Origin of the sequence: Salinivibrio sp. ML323 (assembly GCF_001995745.1) — a bacterium.
GTDB lineage: Bacteria > Pseudomonadota > Gammaproteobacteria > Enterobacterales > Vibrionaceae > Salinivibrio > Salinivibrio kushneri.
In genome coordinates this window covers 142,932-166,308 of sequence record NZ_MUES01000003.1, presented here as the reverse complement: position 1 = coordinate 166,308, position 23,377 = coordinate 142,932, and the positions used below count along the sequence as shown (strand labels likewise).

The window sequence follows — 23,377 nt, the reverse complement described above, 5'->3', positions numbered from 1 at the left end:
ATGATGATTAAAGCACGCGGTTTACATCATCAATCATCTTATCCATCGCCGTCATGCCAGCCATAGTGATGTACCAAGCGGTTGGGTCGAGATAGCTGATACGTTGCTGTTGGTGAGCTTGCGTTTTATTGACCAAAGGATTGTCAAAACGCGCTTTCGCCTTGCCTTCACCTTCCCCAATCGCCTGCTCACGATCAAGGACTAATAAGACATCTGGGTTGGCGTCAGCAATATATTCGAATGAAATCAAGTTACCGTGTGAGCCGGCGACTTCCACATCGTCGCTTGTCGCTGGCTTTAAGCCTAGCTCATCAAACACCATACCAAAACGACTATTCTCGCCAAACATCGCCACTTTACTACCGTTACTCATGACCATCAGCGCGTTAAAGTTGTCCGCCACCGCTTTCTCATGCGTCTGCGCAATTTTGCTGCTCATTTGCTCAATAATTGCGTCGACTTTATCTTGCTTATTAAACACTTCGCCAAGCATGCGCCAGTTGGCTTGCACACTTTGCCAATAGTGCTCGTAGTCGGCTTTAAACATGATAGTCGGCGCAATTTCCTCTAACTCGCCCATGAGCGATGCCATACGCGCTTCCGCAATGATCAAATCAGGCTTTGCGGTAAAAATGGCTTCATAGTCAGGCTCTTTCACCGTCCCGACCGCAACATATTTATCGTCTTGATAGGTTTTAGCGAGATAATCCGGCATTAAGGACTTCACCACGCCAACAGGCTCAACGCCAAGACGATCGAGTACATCTAAACTGCCTTGCCCCAAGACAACGACGCGTTGTGGTACGCCGTCGATTTCAACCGTGCCCATCGCATGGGTGATTGTTTTCGCCGCAGCATGGCCGCTTAGCACTAAGGAAACAGTAAGAAAAATAAATTGAAAAAATGAACGAAAAGCTTGCATAGCCCTTTCCTCGTAAAAATCGGTGGAGGAATGCTAACGCAGTTGAATAATTAAGTCACGAATAGAAGTGAGAATTATTCATATTTATAATGTTATTGATCAAGCGCATGGCATGAGGCGATAGGTTTTGCACGCACAAACCAGTCATCATGTCTTGCATTCAAGCATACCAACGACGCTTACCAAAACTGTTTTGATCTTGCGCAAAAAAACCGCAATTGAGTCGACGACATGCGGACAATGCGTCACTAGCACGCGTTATAGAAACGAAAAAACCGCGCGACTTGCGCAAAACGCAAGCGATTGCATCGACACTATCAACATATTTAGTAATCATTAAGGGTTTTACGCGCTAATATGGGGATAGTTGTGATCAGGATCGCGCGTAAATGCGCACGGGTTACATACACTGGGCCCATCTCATGCGGAACCACTTAAAAGACAATAAAGACAGCTATGACTGTCGCAATTTAGGTACCGATTTGAGCTGGACTGCACCTAACTAGATGTTTGAGGGTTATAATGAACGAAATTTTACTTGCGGTCGTCGCTGGTGCCATCGTTGGCTTTTTCTTCAGCGCGATCAAGTTACCATTGCCTGCTCCCCCGGTCATTTCTGGGATCATGGGCATTGTTGGTATCTACCTTGGCGGCATGGCTTACCAAGCCGTGATCGAACGCTTTTTCTCTTAACTAAAGATAATTGGAGCACACTATGGCTACCCCACATATTAATGCTGTAGACGGCGCATTTGCTGAAACTGTCCTCATGCCTGGTGATCCGCTGCGTGCGCAGTACATTGCCGAAAACTTTCTCGAGAACGCGGAGCGCGTAACCGACGTGCGTAACATGTTCGGCTACACCGGTACCTACAAAGGCAAAAAAGTGTCTGTCATGGGTCACGGCATGGGGATCCCATCTTGCTCAATCTACGTCCATGAGTTGATCAAAGATTACGGTGTTAAAAACGTGATCCGCGTCGGCAGCTGTGGTGCGGTTAAAGACGATGTCAAGCTGATGGATGTCATCATCGCACAAGGTGCGTCCACGGATGCGAAAGTCAACCGTACACGCTTTGGGGGTCACGACTTTGCAGCGATCTCAGACTACCACCTGCTTGAAACAGCAGTCGGTGAAGCACGTAAGCAGAATGTTGCCGTGCGTGTCGGGAACATCTTCTCTGCCGATCTGTTCTACAGCCCAGAAGCTGATTTGTTCAACAAAATGGATAACCTAGGTATTCTGGCGGTGGATATGGAAGCGGCCGGTATCTATGGTGTCGCTGCAGAGCTGGGCGCTCGTGCACTGACCATCCTGACTGTGTCTGATCATATTATTCGCGGTGAAGCACTTAGCTCAGATGAACGTCAAAAATCATTTAACGAGATGATGACTGTTTCGCTAGAAACCGCAATCAACCTGTAAGTGTTGGTCGGAGGAAACGTGTCTAGCGGTAAACTGCCCCTCGCGGCCGGTGATTTACAGCTGAACTTCTGTAAAACCCTCACCTGCCCGAATTTTGGGTCAAAGGATGAGCAAGATTACTTGGTTCAGCACACCAATCCAGCACGACCAACCTTGGTGTGCCGTGAGTGTGGCGCGTTTCCTCCACTGTTAAATAACCATGATGTTCACGCTGAGCTAATTACTCAGCGCCAACTTCATGCCGATGGCTTGTGTGCCTGCACCAACCCAGAATGTGAACATTTAGGCAAACCCGTGCTCACGCATCGGCATTGTTATCATGCGTTCGGCTATAGTGGCGATCGTCAACGCTATCGTTGCAAAAGCTGCCAAAGCACCTTTGTCGATCGCTGGTCTGGGATCAACAAAAAAAGTGAGTTACAGCAAAAACTGTTGGCCTTTCTTTTTACTGGCCACACAGTGCGTGACATCTGCCGGCGGCTGTCGCTGAATCCGAAAACCTTCTACGATCATCTTAACCAAATAGCCGCACGTTGCCGACAAAAGCTTGCCGCTTACGATAGTCGGTTTTTAGCTGATACCTCAACCGGTCACCTAGCCAGTGTCCACACCGCATTGCAGCCCAAGAGCGACAATGGCGTGCAATGGCTAGCAACGGGTGAAGCGCATAGTGGCTACGTGCTGCAGCAAGATGTGAATTATCATGCGGATGACCATCACCACTTGACCACACACCATGACCCTTACCAACCTGATTGTCGGTTTATGTCGACGCACAGTGCGGGTCAGCCGCAAGAAACAGTGGCACGGCCAGAAGGATTATTGGGTCGGGTTGATGCCAAATACCGCGATGTCTTTGCCCGCTCGAATGTCGAAGATCCTTATACGCAGCCACTGCATTTTATTTATCCTAATCGCGGCACGCTGATCCGCCCTCAATACACCACGTATGCACACTACCTCAACCTCAAGCCGTTAATCGAACATTGGCAGCAAATTGTGGTGTTTTCGCCACAAGAGCCTTTATTGCGCTCCGCTTGCCTCTCCGTTTTTGAGGCCGATATTCGCGATAAGCGCGTCAGCCATGTATACGTCGAGCAAGATGCCGGTTGGCAGCCCGGATCAGAGCCAGAAAAAATTGATATCGTTTTGCTAAGCTGGTGGCGTGACCGTTGGGCCTTTACTCGCCGTGGCGACGGCGCTAAGGCGATCTGCGATCATGGCCAAAACAAAGGTCAAGAGGCCTATTGGTTAACCCATGCAAGCTGTGATGCATTAAAAAAATATCAACAGCACTTCCACCAGCAGTTTTCACTGTTGGTCAATGAGCCGAGACGCCGACTGCGCCCGGGTGGACTGCTACCCTTGCTTGATATCTATCGCGCATGGCACAACTTATGTTGGCAAGACCGCGCGCATCTCACCCCAGCCCAACGGCTTGGCTTGACCGAACGCCCTTTGACCTTGGCGGATCTGATGCTCTGATTGATATCGCGCGCATTCACTTGACGTGCATCGAGGTTTTTTGCCTAAATGCCCAATATCGCCGAGAAGGAAACCGCCATTGGACATTCAACTCCTGCGCACATTTATTGAAGTCAGCAAGACACGTCACTTCGGTCGTGCAGCGGACAACCTTTACCTGACCCAGTCCGCTGTGAGCTTTCGCATTCGACAACTCGAAACGCAGCTGAATACATCCCTGTTTATTCGTCAGCGCAATAATGTTCGTCTGACCGATGCGGGGGAGCGATTACTTCCTTACGCTGAAACCATGCTGCAAACCTGGCAGCGCGCCCAACAGGACGTCAGTGCGATGCACCACGCGAGCGCGCAACTGACGCTAGCCGCCTCCCCGATGCTGTGGGAACTCGATGGCGTCAGCGCATGGGTAAACCGCGTCTGTGCGGCACACGGAGACTGGTTGATCCGTACCGAATCGACGCCAGCCCAGTTGCTAGCACGCCATTTGATTGAAAAACGTATTGATGCCGGGTTGACCTCAGAGCTGCCTAAGCTTGAAGGATTACAATCGCATCACTTAGGCGATTACCAACTTCAGTTAGTCAGCCATATACCGGGGCTCACGCTGGACACGAGCGAGACCCTCCCCCTGATCTATCTCGATTGGGGCACTCGCTTTTCGCTCGAGCAAAGCCAAATTGCGTCCCTGCAACGTTCACCTGTGTTACACACCCAGTCATGCCAACTCGCATTAAACTATTTACTCGTACACGGTGGCGTCGCGTTTCTACCGTCATTAGCGGTTCATCCTTATCTCGACAATGGACAACTCCACCTGATTGACCACGGCCATATGTTGACCCATCCTCTTTACCTTACCTGGCTAACCAATAGTGATAAAAGCAACCTAATCAATGATTTAGTATCATCCGCCGGTCAGTTATAAGGGCACAGAAAAAATCGCTAAATTCACGCCTATTTCACTAGTCGACGGTCAATTTTTAGGCTATCTTAGAATCGTTAGGCAAACATTATGTGTCTAACACTTCGGCTACACATAGCACTGACAATCAACAAGCGTTAGGAAAACACCACCATGGCACAGTGGGATCAATGGTTAAAACACGGCTCGCAACAAAAAGAGAAGTTTAAATCTCGCCACCACGACGATTTTGATGACGATATGCCACGCGGCAAAAAAGACAAGAAGCGCCATAACAAACGCGCGCAACGCTCTCAATACGACGACAGTTATTTTGGAGAGGATCGCTAATCGCGAGGTAAGGCTCGCGGCATGAAGCACTGGTCATTGATAGGATAAAGGCAACGGTATCGCGTTGCCTTTTTGTTGTGGTTTTTAGACACTGGAGCACTCACTCAGGCTTGTTGCGCTTGCCACTCTGCTGCGTGTCGTTTAATCGCACGCTGTGCTAGCTGCCAACGCGGATCTTGCTGTAAGCGTTGCCAATCCACGGTTTGGCGCACCCGCAACCTGTCAGCCGCAGTAACCGACTGAATCGGCAACGCGTCGAGCACCGACACCGCACTGTGACGATCATTGCATATCAAGGCCATGTCGCATCCCGCATCAAGCGCCGCTTTGGCACGCGCGGGCGCGTCACCGAACAAATGCGCACCGCCCATACTTAAATCATCCGAGAAAATAATCCCTTTAAACCCAAGCTGTTGGCGCAAAATCTGGCTAAGCCAGTATGGCGAGCCGCTCGCAGGCAAGGCATCATGTTGTGGGTAAATCACATGCGCAGGCATCATCGCATCCACGAGCCCCTGCTCAATAAACGATTGGAAAATCGCAAAATCGTCTGAGTGCAAAATATCGCGCGTGTCCTCAGGTGTCACTAAGTGCGAGTCTTCTTTCACCCCTCCGTGTCCCGGAAAATGTTTCCCTGTCGTGGCCATGCCCGCCAGGCGCATCCCCTTAGCAAAGGCGCCGGCATAGTCGGTGATAGCTTGATGTGTTGCGCCAAAGGCGCGGTCTTTGATTGCCGCACACCCAAACCCTAAATCCAGCACAGGTGCAAAGCTAAGATCAATCCCATGGGCGATCAGCTCCATTGCCATTATCCAACCCGCCTGCTCCGCCAGCGCTGGACTGGCGCTCAACGCACCATATGACTGCGCGGCGGGGATGGGCGTAAACGCGTCGCGAAATCGCTGAACACGTCCGCCCTCTTGGTCGACGCCAATTAAGATCTCACGCCCAGCCGCAACACGAATCGATTGCGTTAGTGCACGAAGCTGCTCTGAATCGTAATAGTTGCGCGCAAATAAAATGACGCCGCCAACACTCGGGTGGGCCAAGATTTCTTTTTCTTCGTTATCGAGCTGCTCTGCATGCACATCCAGCCAAACCGGTCCCATTGTTTCTCCTTCATACGCTTGTCAACCCACTGACAACCATGCTCGGTATTCTCCACCATCATGTCTTACCGACTGATAAGATGTCAGTATCACAGACGCATAATCAAGCACTTTGCCACGTATCGCAATCTGTTTATACTCAGTGCGTTTTACCTCATCGCCATCTTATTGTTTGACTAACGTAAGGAAACACCCGATGTCACAGCCCGCCGCCGATATCTATATAGGTGTCATGTCAGGGACGAGCTTAGATAGTATCGATGTCGTCGCTGTAAGGTTTACTCACGCCGGTTACGTGGAGTCTATCGCCCGCCACAGCGATCCGCTTCCCCAAGATATTAAAACCACGGTGATTACCTTGAGCCGAGGCCATCCGATGTCGGTCAAAGCTTTGGGTGAACTCGATCGTCGTTTAGGGGAATGTTATGCCAATGCTATCAATACCTTACTTGAACAAGCAGCATTACGGCCCAAGCATGTCGCCGCCGTCGGTTGTCATGGTCAAACCGTCTATCACCAACCCAGCGGTGATTATCCATTCACCATGCAGCTTGGCGACGCCAATGTGATTGCAGCGCGAACCGGCATTACCACCGTCGCTGATTTTAGGCGCAAAGACATGGCGTATGGCGGCCAAGGCGCGCCTTTGGTGCCCGCCTTTCACAATGATTACTTTGCTGATAGCGAACAAGCCACCGCGGTGGTGAATATCGGCGGTATTGCCAACGTATCGATGATTTGCCCTGACCGCCCCTTGTATGGCTTTGATACGGGCCCTGGGAATATGTTGATGGATGCCTGGACGCAGCGTCACCGCCATCAAGCCTATGATAAAGATGGCGAGTGGGCAGCCACCAGCTGCGCGTATCAACCCTTACTCAACCGCCTGTTGTCTGACGCCTACTTCTCACGTCCCGCCCCCAAAAGTACCGGGCGGGAATACTTCAATCTTGACTGGCTCGATCGCCAACTGCTCGCGTTTTCACTCTCTCCAGACCAAGTGCAAGCGACCTTGCTGGCATTGACCGCCGAAAGTATTGCATTAGCCATTCGTCCATTAGAACGTGGCCGCGTCTTCGTGTGTGGCGGTGGCGCGCACAATCAAGCATTGATGCATGCGCTACAACAGGCACTTCCGCAATGGTCGATTGCACAAACTGACGATGCCGGGATCAGTTGCGACGATATGGAAGCTATTGCCTTTGCTTGGCTAGCCAGACAAACCCTTAATCACCAACCAGGCAACGTGCCCGCCGTGACGGGCGCAACGCAAGCCTGTTGCCTTGGTGCCATTTATCTACCTTACTGAGGAACGATTATGTCAGCCCCCAGCGTCGATCAGCTAAAAGGCTTACTCTCAGAAACACGCAACCCGCATACACTGACGATCGACCAACAAGACACACTGGGCTTGGTGGCGATGATTAACGCAGAAGATAAAGGAGTCGCCGCCGCCGTGCAGACGCAGCTCCCTGCGATTGCCAACGCGGTCGATGCGATTGCGGCAAGCTTTAACCAAGGCGGCCGTCTTATCTACATCGGGGCGGGAACCAGTGGTCGACTTGGCGTGCTTGACGCCGTGGAATGCCCGCCCACCTTTGGGGTTAATAATCAGCAGGTCATAGGACTGATTGCCGGTGGCGAACCTGCCATGTTCGTTGCCCAAGAAGGTGCCGAAGATAACCCTGATGCGGGTAAATCGGATTTGGTCGCGCAACACCTCACCGCGAAGGATGTAGTGGTCGGCATCGCCGCCAGTGGTCGCACCCCTTATGTCCTCGGTGCACTCGATTATGCCCAGAAAATCGACGCGGTGACGGTCGCGCTGTCATGTAATCCCCATGCGGCGATCAACACCCACGCCCAGATTGCCATTACACCCGAGGTTGGCCCCGAAGCGCTCACGGGCTCAACCCGAATGAAATCAGGTACGGCGCAAAAAATGGTATTAAATATGCTAAGCACCGCCGCGATGATAAAGACAGGCAAGTGCTATCAAAATTTGATGGTCGATGTAAAAGCTAGCAACGATAAACTGGCGACCCGTTCAACGTTGATCGTGATGGAAGCGACAGGGTGTGAAGAAGATACCGCGACACATGCCCTTTCACGCGCTGATGGCGAAGTAAAAGTCGCGATCTTGATGATCTTGGCCGACCAGGATCCCGCTACAGCCCGGCAACGCCTTCAGCAGGCCAATGGGCACCTGCGTGATGCGCTGGCGTTAGGGTAATACTCGACAAGCCTTATCCATCTGAGGAGGAGCGCAGGCTTTTCTCTTGCAATATCGCCGTCGGTTGCACACTGTCCATGCGCTCAACATAAGCCTGATATTGTTGGAACGGAAGCGGCCGAGAGTAATAATAGCCTTGTGACACATCGACGCCATACCGGCGTAACAGGGCCTCCGCTTCCTCTGTTTCCACGCCCTCAGCAACAACCATTACCCCTAGTGAGCGGGCCATGTCTGTGGTGGCGCGAACAATGCTTTGATGACGGCCGCTCTTGTGCAGATCTCGCACAAAACTGCGATCAATTTTAAGCTCAGTGAATGGGAGTTGAGAAAGGAAATACAACGAGGAATAGCCCGTGCCGTAATCATCGATCGATACTTCAATCCCACTGGCAGACAGTGCTGAAATCAGTTGTTTTAGCCAGTTATAGTCCTCGACCATCACTGATTCTGTCAGTTCCAACGAGATGAGGTTTGTCGGTATATGATATCGGTGCGCCAGCTCGACCACACGATTAGCCAGATCCGGTATATAAATATCAGACGCACTGATATTGATGGAAAGGCGGCGGCAATGGCCGTTACGGATAAGCTGCGCTTGTTGTTGAAACGCGCGTTTCATCACCCATAAAGTAAGATTATTAATGATCCCAACATCTTCCGCCATTTGCACAAAGACTTCAGGCGATATTTGCCCGTACTCAGGGTGCGTCCAGCGCGCTAAGACTTCCGAACCATGGATAGAGCCAGTGCGCAAGTCAATCTGCGGTTGATGATAAAGCTCGAGCTGATCATTCTCGATGGCGTCTCTTAAATCGGTCACGAGTGAAACATGCAGTTGATGATGTCGCTGCTCGTCGGAGTTAAAGCGTGCATAGTGAGTAGTGAGTGACTGGTGTTGAGCAATAGCGCTTAGGGCACGGCTGATTAATAAGCTCGGATGATCACCATCGGTGGGGTAGTGACAAGCACCAATCCGGACTCTCACTTGTGTGACAAACCCACCAACACACAATGCACCATTTAACTCTTTAATCAGGGCATCGATGATACGATCACAGGCTGCGCTGTCAGCATCATCCATAAAAAAAGCAAATACACCTTCTTTTAAGCAGCCCAAGCGATAAGCTGGCATGTCAGTGTCCGTTTTTATAAAGATCACAGGCGGTGCAGCCAGGACATCACTGATACGCTCCGCAATCGCGGTGATGTATTCCTCTCGGGTGTGCTCATCTAAATACGGTAAGAGGCTGGTATAATTATCTACCGAGAGACAATATAAATTGAAAGTCATATGCCGACTGATCAAGTCGTCGATCATCATATGTAACACATTATTATTCGGTAAGTAGCTTAAGGTATCGTAGGTGAGCGCTTGCATTTCTTGTAACCGTTGGTACCGGAAACGCTCAGCCAACGCCAAGGTAAACGAGATCATGGTGATGCCCAGCAACATCATCAGGGCATAACGCGATAGTAAGCTGTATTCAACGTAATTGAGCATCAAGGCATAAAGCATCACCCCACCCATGATGGCGGGGATCCAGCTCATGGAAAAAAGAAAGAGCCAAGACTTTCTCGGCTGCCATTGCAACCATAGGTAGTAGGCTAGCAAGCCATAAACTGGCAATTGCGCGATAAAAACGAATGCCAGTGACACATACGTCGGGGTAATAAAACTTAATACAGCTAAGCCAAATAGCCCTCCACAAGTCATATAAAACAGTGATCTGGCACGCTGATAAAGCCGACTTCGCTCAAAGTCTAAAAAATAATAAGTAAACCACAATCCCGCCATGAGTAAGCAAACGGCCAACGCAACCAAGTGGTTACTGATGACTATTTGAACCGTATCTGGCAAAAAGTAACGACTGAAACCGTGATTCACGCTCACGAGCATCGCACTCATTAGGGCAACGGGAACAAAAAGGAGATAGACGCGTTGACGGCTATAGACATACACCCCAGCACTATACAGCGCCACCATAACCGTAAAGGTGACAAATCCCCCCCAGACCAAATGCACCGATCTGGACAGATGATCAAACGCGTGGTGCGACATCACACTTAACGGCATGATCGCCATATCATTCGAGGTGACTTTGAGCAGTAATTGGTTGTCGCGATCAGGGAGTAAATTGATCGGAATAGAATCGGGCATTGGCAAGCGATTCAAGCGTGCCGGTGTTTTATCCCCTGCTTTTATCTGTGAGCGCACCTGATCGCTATCCAAGATATGGTAGGCGTCCAAATAGTCAATCAGTGGGTTATCGGTGAGCACATGAATGTCGCGCTCAGCCAAGCCACGATAATTAAAATCAAGCTTGATCCAATAGGTTTGATAAGCCAGCTTCCACGGAATGTCACGCGCGCTATCGGCTGGCGTAAACGGCGCATGATCCAACACATAGTTAAGAGAGAGGCCGTTGGTCTCATCAATGAAATAACTATAGTCGGTGCTGACCAGTGATTGCGCAGGGGCGGTGGTGCGGCTCAAACTCGTCATCCAAAACCCGACAGCCAATACAACCACCAATGTGAACAAGGTCGTCACCCAAATAAGGGGCTGCCGAGACTGTAGTGCGTGCATAAACATACACTCCTTAACCAAAAACGAGTCTGCCGCCCGAGGTTACTCCCCTTCCCTTGTACTTCTTGCGATTTAATCTGCTCGGAATGCTGGCGGGACGTAATAAAAATAGATAGTGATGGCTACTTTTTCAAACAGAACGCCTTTAAAAACGCTGCCTATACGATTAATCAGAGGGTTACATAGCGCGTCGTAGAAGCCAAAACAAATGAACATAAGTTTTAAAATGGAACATTTGTTCAATCATCATAAGCGCGATACACTGAGACCCATTACAGTGAGCCGTACTGTGTGCGGTGAGTTTGATCCGATCGATGAGCGAGACCAACATCCATGAGTACGCCAACGTCCCCAGATAACGTTCACGAAGACACAGATTTGCTGACCGAAATCGCCATTCTGTATTACCAGCAAAGCGCGACCCAAGAGGAGATCGCACGCAAATACAAAATAAGTCGCCCCAAAGTCAGCCGTCTACTCCGAAAAGCACGCGAGGAAGGGATCGTTGAAATCACGGTGAAGTTTCATCCCGTGCATAGCGCGCAATTAGAACAAAGGCTCATGGCGCGATTTAATCTCAAACGCGCATTAATTTCTCTCGACCAACCCAGTCCCGAAGAGCAGCGCACTCAAGTCGCGACCCTGGTTTCCACTTATTTGGATGGCAACCTTAACGACGGCATGGTAGTCGCAGTGGGGCAAGGTCAAAACGTCGCGGCGGTTGCTGATCACCCAGGGGTCGTCTCTCATCGCCAAACGCGCTTTGTTTGTGCGATCGGCGGTACCCACCGAAGTGGTGATGCCTTTAACGCGGATCATATTTGCCGGCGTCTCGCCAAAAAATTTGGTGGCAGCAGTGAAACCCTGTATGCCCCCGCCTACGTCGATAACGAGTCAATCCAGCAAGTGTTTGTCTCTCACCCCAATATCAGTGAAACCTTGAATCAGGCGAGAAAGGCAGAGTTTGCACTGGTCGGCATTGGCGATATGGACGAAAATAGCCATATGGTCAAATTAGGCTGTTTTACCGCACGCGAATTTGTTGAAGCACGTGTTAACCATGGTATTGTCGGAGACATCGGTGGCTTTGATTTTTTCCGCCTTGACGGACAACCTACCGACAATTTGATGCGAGGGCGCGTGGTTGGGCTAGCCATGCCTGACTTGGCACGTATTCCCAGTGTCATCGCCATGGCCAGTGAAAGTCGTAAAGCCTTGTCGATACTCGGCGCTTTGCGCACTGGGGTGATTGATGTGTTGGCGACCAGTGCCAGCTGCGCCATGGCGCTGCTCAACATGTCTGAGCCTGCCCCCGATGAAGCAGCGTTCACGTTTCAACAGGATGAGTAAATCCGTGACCAAAGAGTGAGACTTAACTCTCTTTATGTCGCAATACAATTGACAAGTGACGTAAAAAACTCAAAGATCGTCACATCATTTGCTCAGACGCGTTGCATCTGTTCATATTCAGAGCAAGCGTTAGCACGTCATACGGCGTCTGGGCCTACCACGTAAAGAAGGTGAGTGAAGATGAGCAACAAACTGGACCAACTCCGTGCCCTAACCACAGTGGTCGCTGACACAGGCGACATAGAAGCGATTAAAAAATACCAACCGCAAGATGCCACAACCAACCCTTCTCTGATCCTCAAAGCCGCGCAAATCAAAGAATATGCGCCGCTGATCGATGAAGCGATTGCTTATGCAAAATCACACAGCAGCGACGCAGACCAACAGGTTGCCGATACCTGTGACCGTCTCGCCGTCAATATTGGTAAAGAAATCCTCAACGTGATCCCTGGCCGTATTTCTACCGAGGTAGATGCACGTTTGTCTTACGACACAGACGCGAGTGTGGCTAAAGCGCGCAAGCTTATCAGCATGTACAACGAAGCGGGGATCAGCAACGAGCGCATTCTGATCAAACTGGCGTCAACTTGGGAAGGCATCCGCGCCGCAGAAATCCTGGAAAAAGAAGGGATCAACTGTAACCTGACGCTCTTATTCTCATTCGCACAAGCACGCGCCTGTGCCGAAGCGGGTGCTTACCTGATTTCACCGTTTGTGGGCCGCATCATGGATTGGTACAAAGCCAAAGAAGGCCGCGATTTTGAGGCGGCTGAAGACCCAGGTGTTAAATCCGTCACCACCATCTACAACTACTACAAAGCCCACGGCTACGACACCGTCGTGATGGGCGCGAGCTTCCGTAACACGGGCGAGATTTTAGAGCTGGCTGGCTGCGATCGTCTCACCATCAGCCCACAGCTTCTCCAAGAGCTGAGCGACGCCGACGGTGACGTGCCTGTGAAACTCAAAGACGCGGGAGCCACCGAACAACGCCCAGCGCGTATGACCCACGCCGAATTCTTATGGGAGCACAACCAAGACGCGATGGCGGTTGAGAAGCTCGCAGAAGGCATCCGCAATTTCGCGGTTGACCAAGGCAAGCTTGAAGACATGATTCGCGAACAACTGTGATCCAACACAAAGCGTGATTTAACACAATAAAAGCGGCTGAGTCCGCTTTTATGATACTGTTTAACCCTATTTCACCTGTTCAACCTGTAGGTAAACACATGGAACGCAAAATGCTAGCTAACGCCATCCGCGCCCTTGCGATGGACGGTGTGCAAAAAGCCAAATCTGGTCACCCAGGCGCCCCAATGGGCATGGCTGATATCGCCGAAGTCTTGTGGCGCGACCACATGAACCACAACCCACAAAACCCAGATTGGGCCAACCGTGACCGTTTCGTACTGTCAAACGGCCACGGCTCTATGCTGATTTATTCGTTACTGCACCTGACCGGCTATGGCGTATCCATTGACGATCTTAAACAGTTCCGTCAATTGCACTCCAATACCCCAGGCCACCCTGAATATGGCTACGCGCCGGGTATTGAAACCACCACAGGTCCTCTCGGCCAGGGCATTACCAATGCGGTGGGTATGGCAGTGGCAGAAAAATCACTCGCGGCGCAGTTTAACCGCGACGGCCACGACATTGTCGATCATCATACCTACGCATTCTTGGGCGATGGCTGCTTGATGGAAGGCATCTCGCACGAAGCATGCTCACTCGCCGGCACCCTGGGCCTGGGCAAACTGATCGCTTTCTGGGATGACAACGGCATTTCTATCGACGGTCATGTGGAAGGTTGGTTCTCTGACGATACCGCGAAACGCTTTGAATCTTATGGCTGGCACGTGATCCCTGCCGTCGACGGCCATGATTCGGCAGCCATTCAAGCGGCCATCGAAGCGGCAAAAGCAGAAACTGGTAAGCCGACATTGATCTGCACCAAGACCACCATCGGTTACGGCTCACCCAACAAAGCAGGCAGCCACGACTGCCACGGTGCGCCACTGGGTGATGACGAAGTACAAGCCGCGCGTGAATTCCTCGGTTGGGAGCATGGCCCATTTGAGATCCCACAAGATATTTACGCACAGTGGGACGCCAAAGAAGCCGGTGCGGCTAAAGAAGCCGCATGGAATGAGAAATTCGCGGCGTATCAAGCACAGTATCCAGAGCTGGCCGCTGAGTTTACTCGTCGCATGAAGGGTGAGCTGCCAAGCAACTGGGACAGCGAAACCCAGAAGCTCATCAAAGATCTACAGGCCAACCCCGCCAAAATTGCATCGCGTAAAGCGTCACAAAACGTGTTAGAAGCATTTGGCAAGCTACTGCCAGAACTGCTCGGTGGCTCTGCTGACTTGGCACCGTCTAACTTAACCATGTGGTCAGGCTCGAAAGCGATCAGCGCAGACGATGCTAGCGGTAACTACCTGCACTACGGTGTGCGTGAGTTTGGTATGACCGCCATTATCAACGGTATTGCCCTGCACGGCGGTTTTGTACCTTACGGCGCCACCTTCCTGATCTTTATGGAGTACGCCCGTAACGCGATGCGCATGGCTGCCCTGATGAAGGTGCAAAACATTCAAGTGTATACCCACGACTCGATTGGCCTGGGTGAAGATGGTCCAACTCACCAGCCGGTTGAGCAAATGGCCACTTTGCGCCAAACGCCGAATATGAGCATGTGGCGCCCGTGTGACCAAGTTGAATCTGCGGTCGCGTGGAAAGCAGCGGTTGAGCGTAAAGACGGCCCAAGTGCCCTGGTGTTCTCGCGCCAAGGCCTGGCTCAGCAAGAGCGCGATGACGCACAATTGGCTAACATTGCTAAAGGTGGCTACATCCTAAAAGATGCAGCGGGTAAGCCTGATCTGATCTTGATTGCGACCGGCTCTGAAGTCGAATTGGCGATGGAATCAGCCGCGAAACTAAGCGAAGCCGGCAAACAAGTGCGTGTCGTCTCTATGCCAAGCACTGACTTGTTCGATAAGCAAGATGCCGCCTACCGCGAGTCCGTGCTGCCATCAGACGTGACAGCACGTATTGCCATTGAAGCGGGTATCGCCGATTACTGGTACAAGTACGTGGGTCTCGACGGCCGTGTTGTCGGTATGACCACCTTCGGTGAGTCAGCACCGGCTGACGAGCTGTTCAAAATGTTCGGCTTTACCGTTGAAAACGTGGTTAACACCGCTGAAGAATTGCTCGCTTAATCGCACCTTCACGGCACGTTAATTCAGCTAAGGCCAGTCAGCGATGACTGGCCTTTTTACATCACACCGTTAAGGCATTCATCCAAAGTTGAATAAAAATACTCACAACGCTTTACAAGTGAGTGGATTGCTGTATGGTGAACACAGCTCTGGAACATGGAGCATCAATGATACATCAAGTAAAAGTCAACATAAGCTACGCTATTATCAATATTATAGAGTTTCTAACGTTACCCGCTTTCGCTTTTAGACATTTCATCGACTCCGTTCAAAGCTATCCTATTTTTTGTAATTTAAGAGAGAATGATTATGTCTAATCAAGCAACTGGTATCGTAAAGTGGTTTAACGAAGAGAAAGGTTTCGGTTTCATCACTCGTGACAACGGCGAAAAAGACGTGTTTGTACACTTCCGTGCGATCGTTGGCGAAGGTTTCAAAACCCTAACTGAAGGCCAACGTGTGAACTTCACCGTTGAGCAAGGCCAAAAAGGCCCACAGGCGTCTGACGTTACTGTAGCGTAAGAAGCCAGACCTAATTGATAGAGGGCGCTCAGGCGCCCTTTTTTTGTGCCTATCGTTTGGCGAACGTGATCAACAGGGCGGATGGCAAACGATAGAGACAAAACATTTAAACAAAAAAGCCCCAGCTGTCTGGTGTCTCACCAAGCTGGGGCTTTTTATCAGAGTAACCGACCAAGGTCACTCGCGACTTATGGCTTAAATCAGCCTCGCTGCATTTTCTGACGCTTTTTCAAAAACGTTAACCAGCTTTCTACCGCTTCATCAGGGGCAATCTTTTTAGCAATGCGTGCTTGCTTGAGGGCCTGGTCAAACTGCTTTAGTTTGTAGTAGGCGCGCACTTTTGTCAGCGCTATCTCTTTAGCAGATGCCCCTTTACCCGCTTTATCAAGCGAAGTAAGTGCTTGCTGATAGTCGCCTTGCTGAATTTGCATTAACGCCAATTGCCAATGGTACTGACGGTCTTTTTGTGCCGCCAATTGCCAAGCTGAAACAGCCTGAGGCCATTCCCGCGCTTGCTGCCATAAGCTTGCTTGCTGCGCGAGCGTTTGCGCATCTTGTTCGTTCTCAGGCAAGCGTTTGAGCCACGTCGCTGCTCGTTCGGGGACACCGACATTGGCATACAACTGCGCCACCGTACGCTGCTCACTGGGTTCAAGCTCCACCCCTTTACGCTGGGCGAGTAAATAGGTGCTGATCGCCTCTTTTGGCTGCTCTAAGCGCACATAGTTGGCCGCCAATTGGCGCCACCATTGCTTGTTTTCAGGCTCGCGCTTCAACAATGCTTTAAGCGTCGGGGTCGCTCCACGCCATTGCTCGAGTTGTAGCTGCGCCCCCAACTTCAACGACAATGCCGACACGCTGGCGCTATTTTTCACCACGTCCTGGTACGCCGGATAGGCGCTTAATACCTTATTCCACTGTTCACGCTGATAGTGCGCCTGCAGAATGCGCAGCCACACATCTTCCGCTTGATCCGATTTCTCTTTGGGAACCGAACGCGCCAACGGATAGTAGTATTGCAACGCCGACGCATACTGGTCATCAATCAACAATAAATCAGCGAGCATGCGCTTGGTTTGCCAGGCTTGCGCGTCTTTGAGCTGTTCACTGTCGACCGCGCGTTGAATATGGACAATCGCCTTATCATTATTGCCATATTGCCAATAGAACACCCCCAACGCCCGGTTTACAAAGGCTTTATCGTAGGCGCGTTCAGCAGACAGCGCTTCAAGCACGGCAATCGCCTCACCCAGTTTGGCGTCTTGCTCTAACGTTTGTGCTTTTTCAATCGAGCGTGCCACCGATGGCGAAAGCTGCGCAGCGGCTGGCAGCGAGATGACCAATACGAAGGTAACAATGAGTCGTTTAAACATTAGCGTAAGTTAAACTCCAGTTTCACCTGTTGACCGGGTTGAGCCACGGCCTCTCCGTTAACCACTTTCGGCTCATACTTCCATTTACGCAGCGCGCGTAACGCCTCTCGCTCAAACACGCGCGGCGGGTTGGCATCAACCACGGTCAAATCTTGTGGGCGTCCCGATGGACTAATGGTAAAGCTCACCACCACGAATCCCTCTAGGCCGCGGCGCATGGCGCGTGGCGGATAATTCGGCTCGACCCGAAACAGCGGCATCGCCTGCTGGTTGTTCGGCCCGGTGCTGACATTTAAGTCGCCGAGCGACGGCGCTTGCACCATCACCCCTTGAATATTGCTTTGCACATTCAAGTTCGGCATATCCGGCTGTGGCGCAGTACTGGATTGTGTCTGCGTTTGCGTCACCGGCGTCGGTGGATCAGGCACCTCTGGCGGTGTCGGGCGCTCCGGGACACTGCGTTGGCGACGTTGTACCTCGGTATCCGGCTCTTGCATGAAAATATCAATGCTTACCGACTCAGCCTTCTCTTGAGGCCGCTGAGACGAATGTCCGACCATTAGCGCCATCAACATAAACAGGCCAAGCGTAACCATCAACGCCGCCGGCAATGAGATTAGCCATCGCTTCATTACGGCGACTCCGTGGCCAACGCAATGCTGCCAATACCGGCCCCTTTCGCCGCATCCATGACTTCAACCACCGTTCCGTTGTACGCCAACTCATCGGCTTGAATCACCAGCGAAGCATCGGGTTTATCGAGCAATAGATGCTCAAGCGTCGCTTCGACACGTTCCACATCGACAAGGCGCTTATCAATGTACACCTCATTCGAGGCGGTGACCGCGACAAAAATACCCGCCTCTTTCTGACTGGTTGAGTGGCTGGCTTCCGGGCGGTTTACTTCCACGCCAGACTCGCGCACAAAGGAGCTGGTAACAATAAAAAAGATCAGCATGATGAACACAATGTCCAACATGGAGGTTAAATCAACCTGCGCTTCCTCGCGCTGTTTTTGGGCTCGAATCAATCGCATTACTGACTCCGAAGCGCCTGCTCCAGCGCGACTTCACGACGCTGACAGGCTTTAACTAAACGGGCATGGGCAAACATACCGGCCAAGGCAGCCACCATACCTGCCATCGTGGGTAAGGTTGCCATTGAAATACCTGAGGCCATTAAACGGGGCTCACTGGTGCCTTGGCTGGCCATCACATCAAACACAGAAATCATCCCCGTGACCGTGCCTAACAGCCCCAACATCGGGCAAATAGCCACCAAGGCTTTAATAAAGCCAAGATAACGGCCGAGATCCTGTTGGGCTTGAAACAACCAGCCTTGGCGAATGGCGCGTGCATGCCAAGAATGATGGTCGGTACGCGCCTGCCACGCGGCGATCCACGCGCGACGTTGTGCGGGGAATCGTGAATAGAGATATAGCAGGCGTTCAATCACCAACACCCAGCACACCATTACCACCACACCTAACCACCAAAGCACGGGCCCACCTTGCGCCATAAAATGACGCAAGGTGCTCAAAATATCCTGCTGGCCAAGCTGTGAAAATAACGCCACGTCTATCATGCCGCTTGTCCGGTTTCCACTCGCTGATCACTGTTTTCAGCTTGTTCCGCCACCAGGCTAATGCTTTGTTTTTCCAACATGCCACGAATGTGATCGGCTTGCCCACTCAAGATGTTATGCGCCAGCAGTAGCGGAATGGCGGCAATCAAGCCAAGCACTGTGGTGACCAGAGCCATCGAGATGCCATCCGCCATCACTTTCGGATCGCCATTACCAAACTGGGTGATCACCTGGAAGGTCTCGATCATCCCGGTCACCGTCCCCAGCAAGCCAAGCATCGGCGCCAATGCAGCAAGCAGTTTCAGCATCGATAGGCCTTTTTCACAGCCTTGCTGTTCATCCACCACCGCTTCCAATAAACGCAGCTCCAGTGATTCCACATCGCGCTTTGGCGCATCATGATAGACCTTCAGCACACGGCCAAGCGGATTATCCTCCGGTGATTCTGGGTGTTTAAGCTGGCGATGCATTTTGGCGTGAACCGAGAGCAAGACTGCCCCACGGTATAGCGCAATGAGCAAGCCGACAGCCAATAGGGTCGCGATCACTTTGGCAACGAAGCCACCCTGCGCAAAGCGTTCGCTTAAGCTTGGCGCATTTTCTAGCTGCCCAAGTAACGTGCCACGTGACGGATCGACGAGCACGGTCTCACCGACGTTGGCGATGGCTTGTTCAAGCTTTGCTGATGTTAAAGTGTTGTCCGGTTGTGCCCGGTACGGGACAGCCACTTGTCGTTCAGCTTGCCAGTTTAAATACCCTTGCTCATTCACCAGCCCAAGGTTACCCACTCGCACCACCGACTGCTCAGACGATACACCTTGCGCATTCACCACAGGTAAAGAAAGGGTTTGCAGCTGACCGCTGGTTTGCATTTGCGTGAGCATGCCCTGCCACAGGCTATTAAGCTGCTTGAGCGAGGGTAAGGTATCCGCGGCCACAATATCTGCCACCGTTTGATTAAACGCAGGCTGAGTGATCGCCACATAGCTGGACGCGCCGTCGGTCTGGATAGTTTTACTTGCTTGGCGCACCACACCAAACAACTCACCCAAACTGCCCGACTCCAAACGCAACTTATCTTCCAAAGACGCCAGTTGTTGCTCGTTATCGCTGAAGGTGTCACTCAATTGCTCTGTTTCCGCCTCTAACGCATTGCGTGTGGCTTTGAGCTGATTGAGCTTCGCGCGCAATTCACGCTCGGTCAGCGCGAATTGTGCTTCTCGCGCTTGGTTATGCTCATTCGCCTGCTGATGTGCCTGTTGGGTCTGCTCGACAAGATCATCGGCGTGGGTAAAAGGCGCCATCGCGGCAAAACAGGTTGCGACAATAAGGGTTTTCCAACTCATGACTTCACCCCTTGGTTAGCACTCAATGGCAGAGATAACAACGACGGTGCCATTTGCTTTTGCGCCACCGCAAAGGCCTTATCCACCGCTTCCGCGACACTGGCATCCAGCGCGACCCACTGATCATCGCGGGCGCTCCACAGCCAATGCTGCTGACCATCTAAGCTACGCGCCACCAGCGACATTCGACCCAAGTGCAACACATCCACCTGGTGATCTCGACCATTAAGCACAACGGTATCTTGATAGGCATCAAGCTTGCTGCCATAGTCTCGCTCAATTTGATACGCCTCGAGAATACGACGGAATTTCTCTGAGTCCGCCACATCGGCGCGGCCCATCATCGCCTTCAGTTTTTGCAAACGGGCGTGGCGTTGGTCGGCTTTAAGAGGAATATCCTTGGCAAGCCACTGCTCGAGCCCACCCAACATGCGATACATCAACGGCACGATGCCTTGGCGAGTGTCTTTGATCTCGTCGATTTGGTTCCGCAGGCTGGTCGCCTCTTTATCCTGATTGGCCACCAAGTTTTGCAAGTGATCGCGATAGATTTCCAGGTTACTAATCTGTGCCTGCAGCTGCTCAATTTCTTGGCGCATGGCCAAGCTGCTATCAGAGTGGCGATTAATCCGTGACTGTGACTGCGCGGCCTCTTGGGTAGTGTTACCCTCGATAGCTTGCGCTTTTTCGAGTTGATCCGCACTCACTACTGGCGTAAACGCCAAACAGGACGCAACGCCCAGCACGAGCCGAAATGAAGACGATTTTATCATGGTGATATCTACAAACATGCTTGGTGATATGGCTTGCGCCATAAACAAAAGTGAGAATAGTTTCTATTTGCGTGTAATGTACCGAGTTTGGCGGAAAAGATCTAGCCTAGCAGGCCTAGAAACGCGGGAATATTGCCCATATCGAGTCATGATGAGCTGACGGTGAAACAAGGCGGGATAGCGCATGTGCCTCGCGAGTGAGCAGTATCTCGACCATCAAACAGGTCAACATGCTCGAGCTCAATCAGCCACCATAAATCCTGTCACGGCCTTGGTGCTTGGCGTCATACATAAGCTTGTCTGCCCTCACTAATAGTGTGCGGAGCGAGTCCTCTTTTTCTAATTGAGCTAAACCGACACTCACGGTTAGCGACAAAGCAGGGGCTTGTTCAATGTTTGCCTTTCTCAATTTATCGGCGATACGCGTCATCACCTCGTGAGCCTCACGGCGATGACAGCCAGGGAATGCGAGTAAAAACTCTTCACCTCCCCAACGTGCTACCAGATCACTTTTTCGACATTCGCCTCTTGCCAAGTCAGCAAATATCGTTAGCGCTTTATCACCGACATCGTGCCCGTATGTGTCGTTGATGTTTTTAAAGTTATCAAAGTCCACCAGTGCAATACTCAGCGGCTGCTCATCCGCAAAAGCTTGCATTATTATTTGTCTTAGCGCTTTATCACCATAGCGACGGCTATAAAGACTCGTGAGTGAGTCTGTATTCGCTAACCGCGTGATTTCTTCCTTGGCTTGCTTTAATTCACTGATATCCCTCATTCTGGCCAATTCATGCCCGAGCCAGTCAGCAAATAGTTTTATCATTTCATAATCTTGCCGAATAAACGGACGGCAGGGACTCGCGCTCGAGAAGTTGACCGTACCGTAACGTTGACCGTCGACAAAAATCGGTGCGCCTAGGTACGCTTCTAAGCCAAAGTTTTTAAAGCACGGATGCTCAGCTATTTCACTGGAAGAGACATGGTGAAAGCCTTGCACATCGTTGGCTTTGTAAACATGACTACAGTAAGTGCCCTTCAAGTCAAACACCGTGCCCTCTTCAATCGCGTCGTCAGGGTGATGGGCGTGCTTCACGATATAGTCATCGTCAATGATCTCACTGACAATACCGATAGGCAGCCCGAACATTTCGCACCCTAATGCCAGGATCTCGAGTGTTCGCTCACGAAATGATAGCTGTCGATTAGATGTAACGCTGTGGAGTTTGTTCAGCCCATACTCTGCTTTGAGTTTGACCGTTTCATCGGTTATTAGTCCAACGTACAACGCATTAACGCCGTCGTCATTTCGAATGATACCGCCGTTTAACCGACCTTTAAAAACGTCACCATACTTAGTGACACAATCGATGTAAAAGGTCTCGTTAGGGTTGTCACTGCGGGCGTTGGCGATCACTTGGCCGACACGAAGAAAATCACTTTCACTCGCATAAAGGATTTGCGTTGGTTTTCCTATCACTTCATCGTACTTATAACCAAAACAATCAGTAAAGCTTTGATTTACGTGTATAATCTCTCGGGACTCATTCGCAATGAGAACCGCTTGATCTAAGTTATCAAAAGCTCTAAAAAGCATAGAGAGCTGAGTAGAATTAAAGTACTTCTCTGGCATCATCATGTCTTATTATGTCGATGAATAGATATAAATAATAGCCTAGTCAACAGGGATATTTCTACTAAAAGTCTGATTAATGAGACAGATATTAAGTTTGTACTCATTCCGCTGGGATGAAACTTTCTCTCGTTCCCACGCTCCTGCGTGGGAATGTATACCAAAGTTACCCTCTAACAATCAGACTTTTCCCCAACGCCTTTAAATTTATCAACAAACGCAGCAATTGTGTCACGATTGAACCTCCCAATGGCCGGCTTTATCAGAGCCGACCCGTTTAATCCTTTGCGCTTGCTGTAACTTGGCCAACGCGCGACCAATGGTGCGAATGTCTTTGCCGATCCGCTCGGCCAGCTGCGGCCGCGTGAGCGTTTTATCGGCCGCTAAGGGCGATGATAGCCTCCGGCGTTTTCAATCCTTGAATATCCACCGCATTAATATCATTTACAGAGGCATTTACAGGGGCGTTTCTCGTTCCCACGCTCCTGCGTGGGAATGCATACCTCGCTACCACTCACGACAAACCTCAAGCAGCCCCGACGTGCCCATGTAATCTCT

Annotated in this window: 21 protein-coding genes; 11 read left to right on the top strand and 10 right to left on the bottom strand. The window is 51.1% G+C overall.

Translation table 11 applies throughout. The features are described from left to right. Window positions 1-7 precede the first annotated feature (7 nt). On the bottom strand, window positions 8-922 hold the full coding sequence (locus tag BZG13_RS03700) for a siderophore ABC transporter substrate-binding protein (protein ID WP_077485122.1): 915 nt from the start codon (window positions 920-922) through the stop codon (window positions 8-10). 522 nt (window positions 923-1,444) lie between these two features. Here BZG13_RS03700 and BZG13_RS03695 point away from each other — a divergent pair. From BZG13_RS03695 to BZG13_RS15270, 5 genes are all read left to right on the top strand, one after another. After that, complete coding sequence (locus BZG13_RS03695) at window positions 1,445-1,615, top strand: XapX domain-containing protein (protein ID WP_021023774.1); 171 nt, start codon at window positions 1,445-1,447, stop codon at window positions 1,613-1,615. A 22-nt stretch (window positions 1,616-1,637) separates the two neighbouring features. After that, a complete protein-coding gene (gene deoD / locus BZG13_RS03690) occupies window positions 1,638-2,348 on the top strand; it encodes a purine-nucleoside phosphorylase (RefSeq protein ID WP_077485120.1) in 711 nt (236 codons plus the stop codon). An 18-nt stretch (window positions 2,349-2,366) separates the two neighbouring features. Next, window positions 2,367-3,833, top strand: coding sequence for a lactate dehydrogenase (locus tag BZG13_RS03685; RefSeq protein WP_077485118.1), 1,467 nt, complete (start codon window positions 2,367-2,369; stop codon window positions 3,831-3,833). Window positions 3,834-3,912: 79 nt separating this feature from the next. Beyond that, the gene (hdfR, locus tag BZG13_RS03680; RefSeq protein ID WP_069360910.1) at window positions 3,913-4,758 is read left to right on the top strand and encodes an HTH-type transcriptional regulator HdfR; all 846 of its coding nucleotides are present in this window, start codon (window positions 3,913-3,915) and stop codon (window positions 4,756-4,758) included. A 150-nt stretch (window positions 4,759-4,908) separates the two neighbouring features. After that, window positions 4,909-5,085 (top strand): hypothetical protein, encoded by a 177-nt coding sequence (locus BZG13_RS15270; protein ID WP_155522544.1) that lies wholly within the window; start codon window positions 4,909-4,911, stop codon window positions 5,083-5,085. A gap of 104 nt (window positions 5,086-5,189) precedes the next feature. Here the strand turns inward: BZG13_RS15270 and nagZ are convergent, their stop codons facing one another. Further along, window positions 5,190-6,194: a beta-N-acetylhexosaminidase gene (gene nagZ / locus BZG13_RS03675; RefSeq protein WP_077485116.1), complete on the bottom strand. Its 1,005-nt coding sequence runs from the start codon at window positions 6,192-6,194 to the stop codon at window positions 5,190-5,192. 196 nt (window positions 6,195-6,390) lie between these two features. Between nagZ and BZG13_RS03670 the strand changes: the two genes are divergently transcribed. Continuing rightward, on the top strand, window positions 6,391-7,503 hold the full coding sequence (locus tag BZG13_RS03670) for an anhydro-N-acetylmuramic acid kinase (RefSeq protein WP_077485114.1): 1,113 nt from the start codon (window positions 6,391-6,393) through the stop codon (window positions 7,501-7,503). 9 nt (window positions 7,504-7,512) lie between these two features. Beyond that, window positions 7,513-8,427 (top strand): N-acetylmuramic acid 6-phosphate etherase, encoded by a 915-nt coding sequence (gene murQ / locus BZG13_RS03665; protein ID WP_077485112.1) that lies wholly within the window; start codon window positions 7,513-7,515, stop codon window positions 8,425-8,427. A gap of 13 nt (window positions 8,428-8,440) precedes the next feature. Here the strand turns inward: murQ and BZG13_RS03660 are convergent, their stop codons facing one another. Continuing rightward, window positions 8,441-11,017: an EAL domain-containing protein gene (locus tag BZG13_RS03660; protein ID WP_158074864.1), complete on the bottom strand. Its 2,577-nt coding sequence runs from the start codon at window positions 11,015-11,017 to the stop codon at window positions 8,441-8,443. 333 nt (window positions 11,018-11,350) lie between these two features. Here BZG13_RS03660 and BZG13_RS03655 point away from each other — a divergent pair, with 333 nt between their 5' ends. From BZG13_RS03655 to cspE, 4 genes are all read left to right on the top strand, one after another. After that, complete coding sequence (locus BZG13_RS03655; protein WP_069360905.1) at window positions 11,351-12,367, top strand: sugar-binding transcriptional regulator; 1,017 nt, start codon at window positions 11,351-11,353, stop codon at window positions 12,365-12,367. A gap of 180 nt (window positions 12,368-12,547) precedes the next feature. Then, window positions 12,548-13,498: a transaldolase gene (tal, locus tag BZG13_RS03650; protein WP_069360904.1), complete on the top strand. Its 951-nt coding sequence runs from the start codon at window positions 12,548-12,550 to the stop codon at window positions 13,496-13,498. Window positions 13,499-13,596: 98 nt separating this feature from the next. After that, window positions 13,597-15,591 (top strand): transketolase, encoded by a 1,995-nt coding sequence (gene tkt / locus BZG13_RS03645; RefSeq protein ID WP_077485108.1) that lies wholly within the window; start codon window positions 13,597-13,599, stop codon window positions 15,589-15,591. Window positions 15,592-15,900: 309 nt separating this feature from the next. Next, window positions 15,901-16,113 carry a transcription antiterminator/RNA stability regulator CspE gene (cspE, locus tag BZG13_RS03640; RefSeq protein WP_046075612.1) on the top strand — a complete coding sequence of 71 codons (213 nt, stop codon included), beginning with the start codon at window positions 15,901-15,903 and terminating at the stop codon, window positions 16,111-16,113. Window positions 16,114-16,313: 200 nt separating this feature from the next. Here cspE and BZG13_RS03635 read toward each other — a convergent pair whose 3' ends face one another. The 7 genes from BZG13_RS03635 to BZG13_RS03605 all read right to left on the bottom strand — a co-directional run bounded on the left by BZG13_RS03635 (window position 16,314) and on the right by BZG13_RS03605 (window position 22,783). Further along, on the bottom strand, window positions 16,314-17,486 hold the full coding sequence (locus BZG13_RS03635) for a tetratricopeptide repeat protein (RefSeq protein WP_077457086.1): 1,173 nt from the start codon (window positions 17,484-17,486) through the stop codon (window positions 16,314-16,316). Beyond that, entirely contained in the window at window positions 17,486-18,118 is a 633-nt protein-coding gene (locus tag BZG13_RS03630; protein ID WP_077457084.1) for an energy transducer TonB, read from the bottom strand. Before BZG13_RS03630 ends, BZG13_RS03635 begins: the two co-directional genes overlap by 1 nt. After that, window positions 18,118-18,522: an ExbD/TolR family protein gene (locus BZG13_RS03625; RefSeq protein ID WP_046075609.1), complete on the bottom strand. Its 405-nt coding sequence runs from the start codon at window positions 18,520-18,522 to the stop codon at window positions 18,118-18,120. Before BZG13_RS03625 ends, BZG13_RS03630 begins: the two co-directional genes overlap by 1 nt. After that, window positions 18,522-19,070 (bottom strand): MotA/TolQ/ExbB proton channel family protein, encoded by a 549-nt coding sequence (locus tag BZG13_RS03620; RefSeq protein ID WP_069360896.1) that lies wholly within the window; start codon window positions 19,068-19,070, stop codon window positions 18,522-18,524. Before BZG13_RS03620 ends, BZG13_RS03625 begins: the two co-directional genes overlap by 1 nt. Further along, a complete protein-coding gene (locus BZG13_RS03615; RefSeq protein ID WP_077457082.1) occupies window positions 19,067-20,416 on the bottom strand; it encodes a MotA/TolQ/ExbB proton channel family protein in 1,350 nt (449 codons plus the stop codon). The genes BZG13_RS03620 and BZG13_RS03615 overlap by 4 nt, the downstream gene beginning before the upstream one ends. Next, window positions 20,413-21,195, bottom strand: coding sequence for a DUF3450 domain-containing protein (locus BZG13_RS03610; protein ID WP_241824772.1), 783 nt, complete (start codon window positions 21,193-21,195; stop codon window positions 20,413-20,415). Before BZG13_RS03610 ends, BZG13_RS03615 begins: the two co-directional genes overlap by 4 nt. Before the next feature lie 238 nt (window positions 21,196-21,433). Then, entirely contained in the window at window positions 21,434-22,783 is a 1,350-nt protein-coding gene (locus BZG13_RS03605; RefSeq protein ID WP_158074863.1) for a bifunctional diguanylate cyclase/phosphodiesterase, read from the bottom strand. Window positions 22,784-23,377 lie beyond the last annotated feature (594 nt).

Bases quoted from the DNA above. Each gene is read 5' to 3' on its own strand.
- BZG13_RS03700 (WP_077485122.1), bottom strand. From the start codon at position 922: ATGCAAGCTTTTCGTTCATTTTTTCAATTTATTTTTCTTACTGTTTCC.
- BZG13_RS03695 (WP_021023774.1), top strand. From the start codon at position 1,445: ATGAACGAAATTTTACTTGCGGTCGTCGCTGGTGCCATCGTTGGCTTT.
- deoD (WP_077485120.1), top strand. From the start codon at position 1,638: ATGGCTACCCCACATATTAATGCTGTAGACGGCGCATTTGCTGAAACT.
- BZG13_RS15270 (WP_155522544.1), top strand. From the start codon at position 4,909: ATGGCACAGTGGGATCAATGGTTAAAACACGGCTCGCAACAAAAAGAG.
- nagZ (WP_077485116.1), bottom strand. From the start codon at position 6,194: ATGGGACCGGTTTGGCTGGATGTGCATGCAGAGCAGCTCGATAACGAA.
- BZG13_RS03670 (WP_077485114.1), top strand. From the start codon at position 6,391: ATGTCACAGCCCGCCGCCGATATCTATATAGGTGTCATGTCAGGGACG.
- murQ (WP_077485112.1), top strand. From the start codon at position 7,513: ATGTCAGCCCCCAGCGTCGATCAGCTAAAAGGCTTACTCTCAGAAACA.
- BZG13_RS03660 (WP_158074864.1), bottom strand. From the start codon at position 11,017: ATGCACGCACTACAGTCTCGGCAGCCCCTTATTTGGGTGACGACCTTG.
- BZG13_RS03655 (WP_069360905.1), top strand. From the start codon at position 11,351: ATGAGTACGCCAACGTCCCCAGATAACGTTCACGAAGACACAGATTTG.
- tal (WP_069360904.1), top strand. From the start codon at position 12,548: ATGAGCAACAAACTGGACCAACTCCGTGCCCTAACCACAGTGGTCGCT.
- tkt (WP_077485108.1), top strand. From the start codon at position 13,597: ATGGAACGCAAAATGCTAGCTAACGCCATCCGCGCCCTTGCGATGGAC.
- cspE (WP_046075612.1), top strand. From the start codon at position 15,901: ATGTCTAATCAAGCAACTGGTATCGTAAAGTGGTTTAACGAAGAGAAA.
- BZG13_RS03635 (WP_077457086.1), bottom strand. From the start codon at position 17,486: ATGTTTAAACGACTCATTGTTACCTTCGTATTGGTCATCTCGCTGCCA.
- BZG13_RS03630 (WP_077457084.1), bottom strand. From the start codon at position 18,118: ATGAAGCGATGGCTAATCTCATTGCCGGCGGCGTTGATGGTTACGCTT.
- BZG13_RS03625 (WP_046075609.1), bottom strand. From the start codon at position 18,522: ATGCGATTGATTCGAGCCCAAAAACAGCGCGAGGAAGCGCAGGTTGAT.
- BZG13_RS03620 (WP_069360896.1), bottom strand. From the start codon at position 19,070: ATGATAGACGTGGCGTTATTTTCACAGCTTGGCCAGCAGGATATTTTG.
- BZG13_RS03615 (WP_077457082.1), bottom strand. From the start codon at position 20,416: ATGAGTTGGAAAACCCTTATTGTCGCAACCTGTTTTGCCGCGATGGCG.
- BZG13_RS03605 (WP_158074863.1), bottom strand. From the start codon at position 22,783: ATGCTTTTTAGAGCTTTTGATAACTTAGATCAAGCGGTTCTCATTGCG.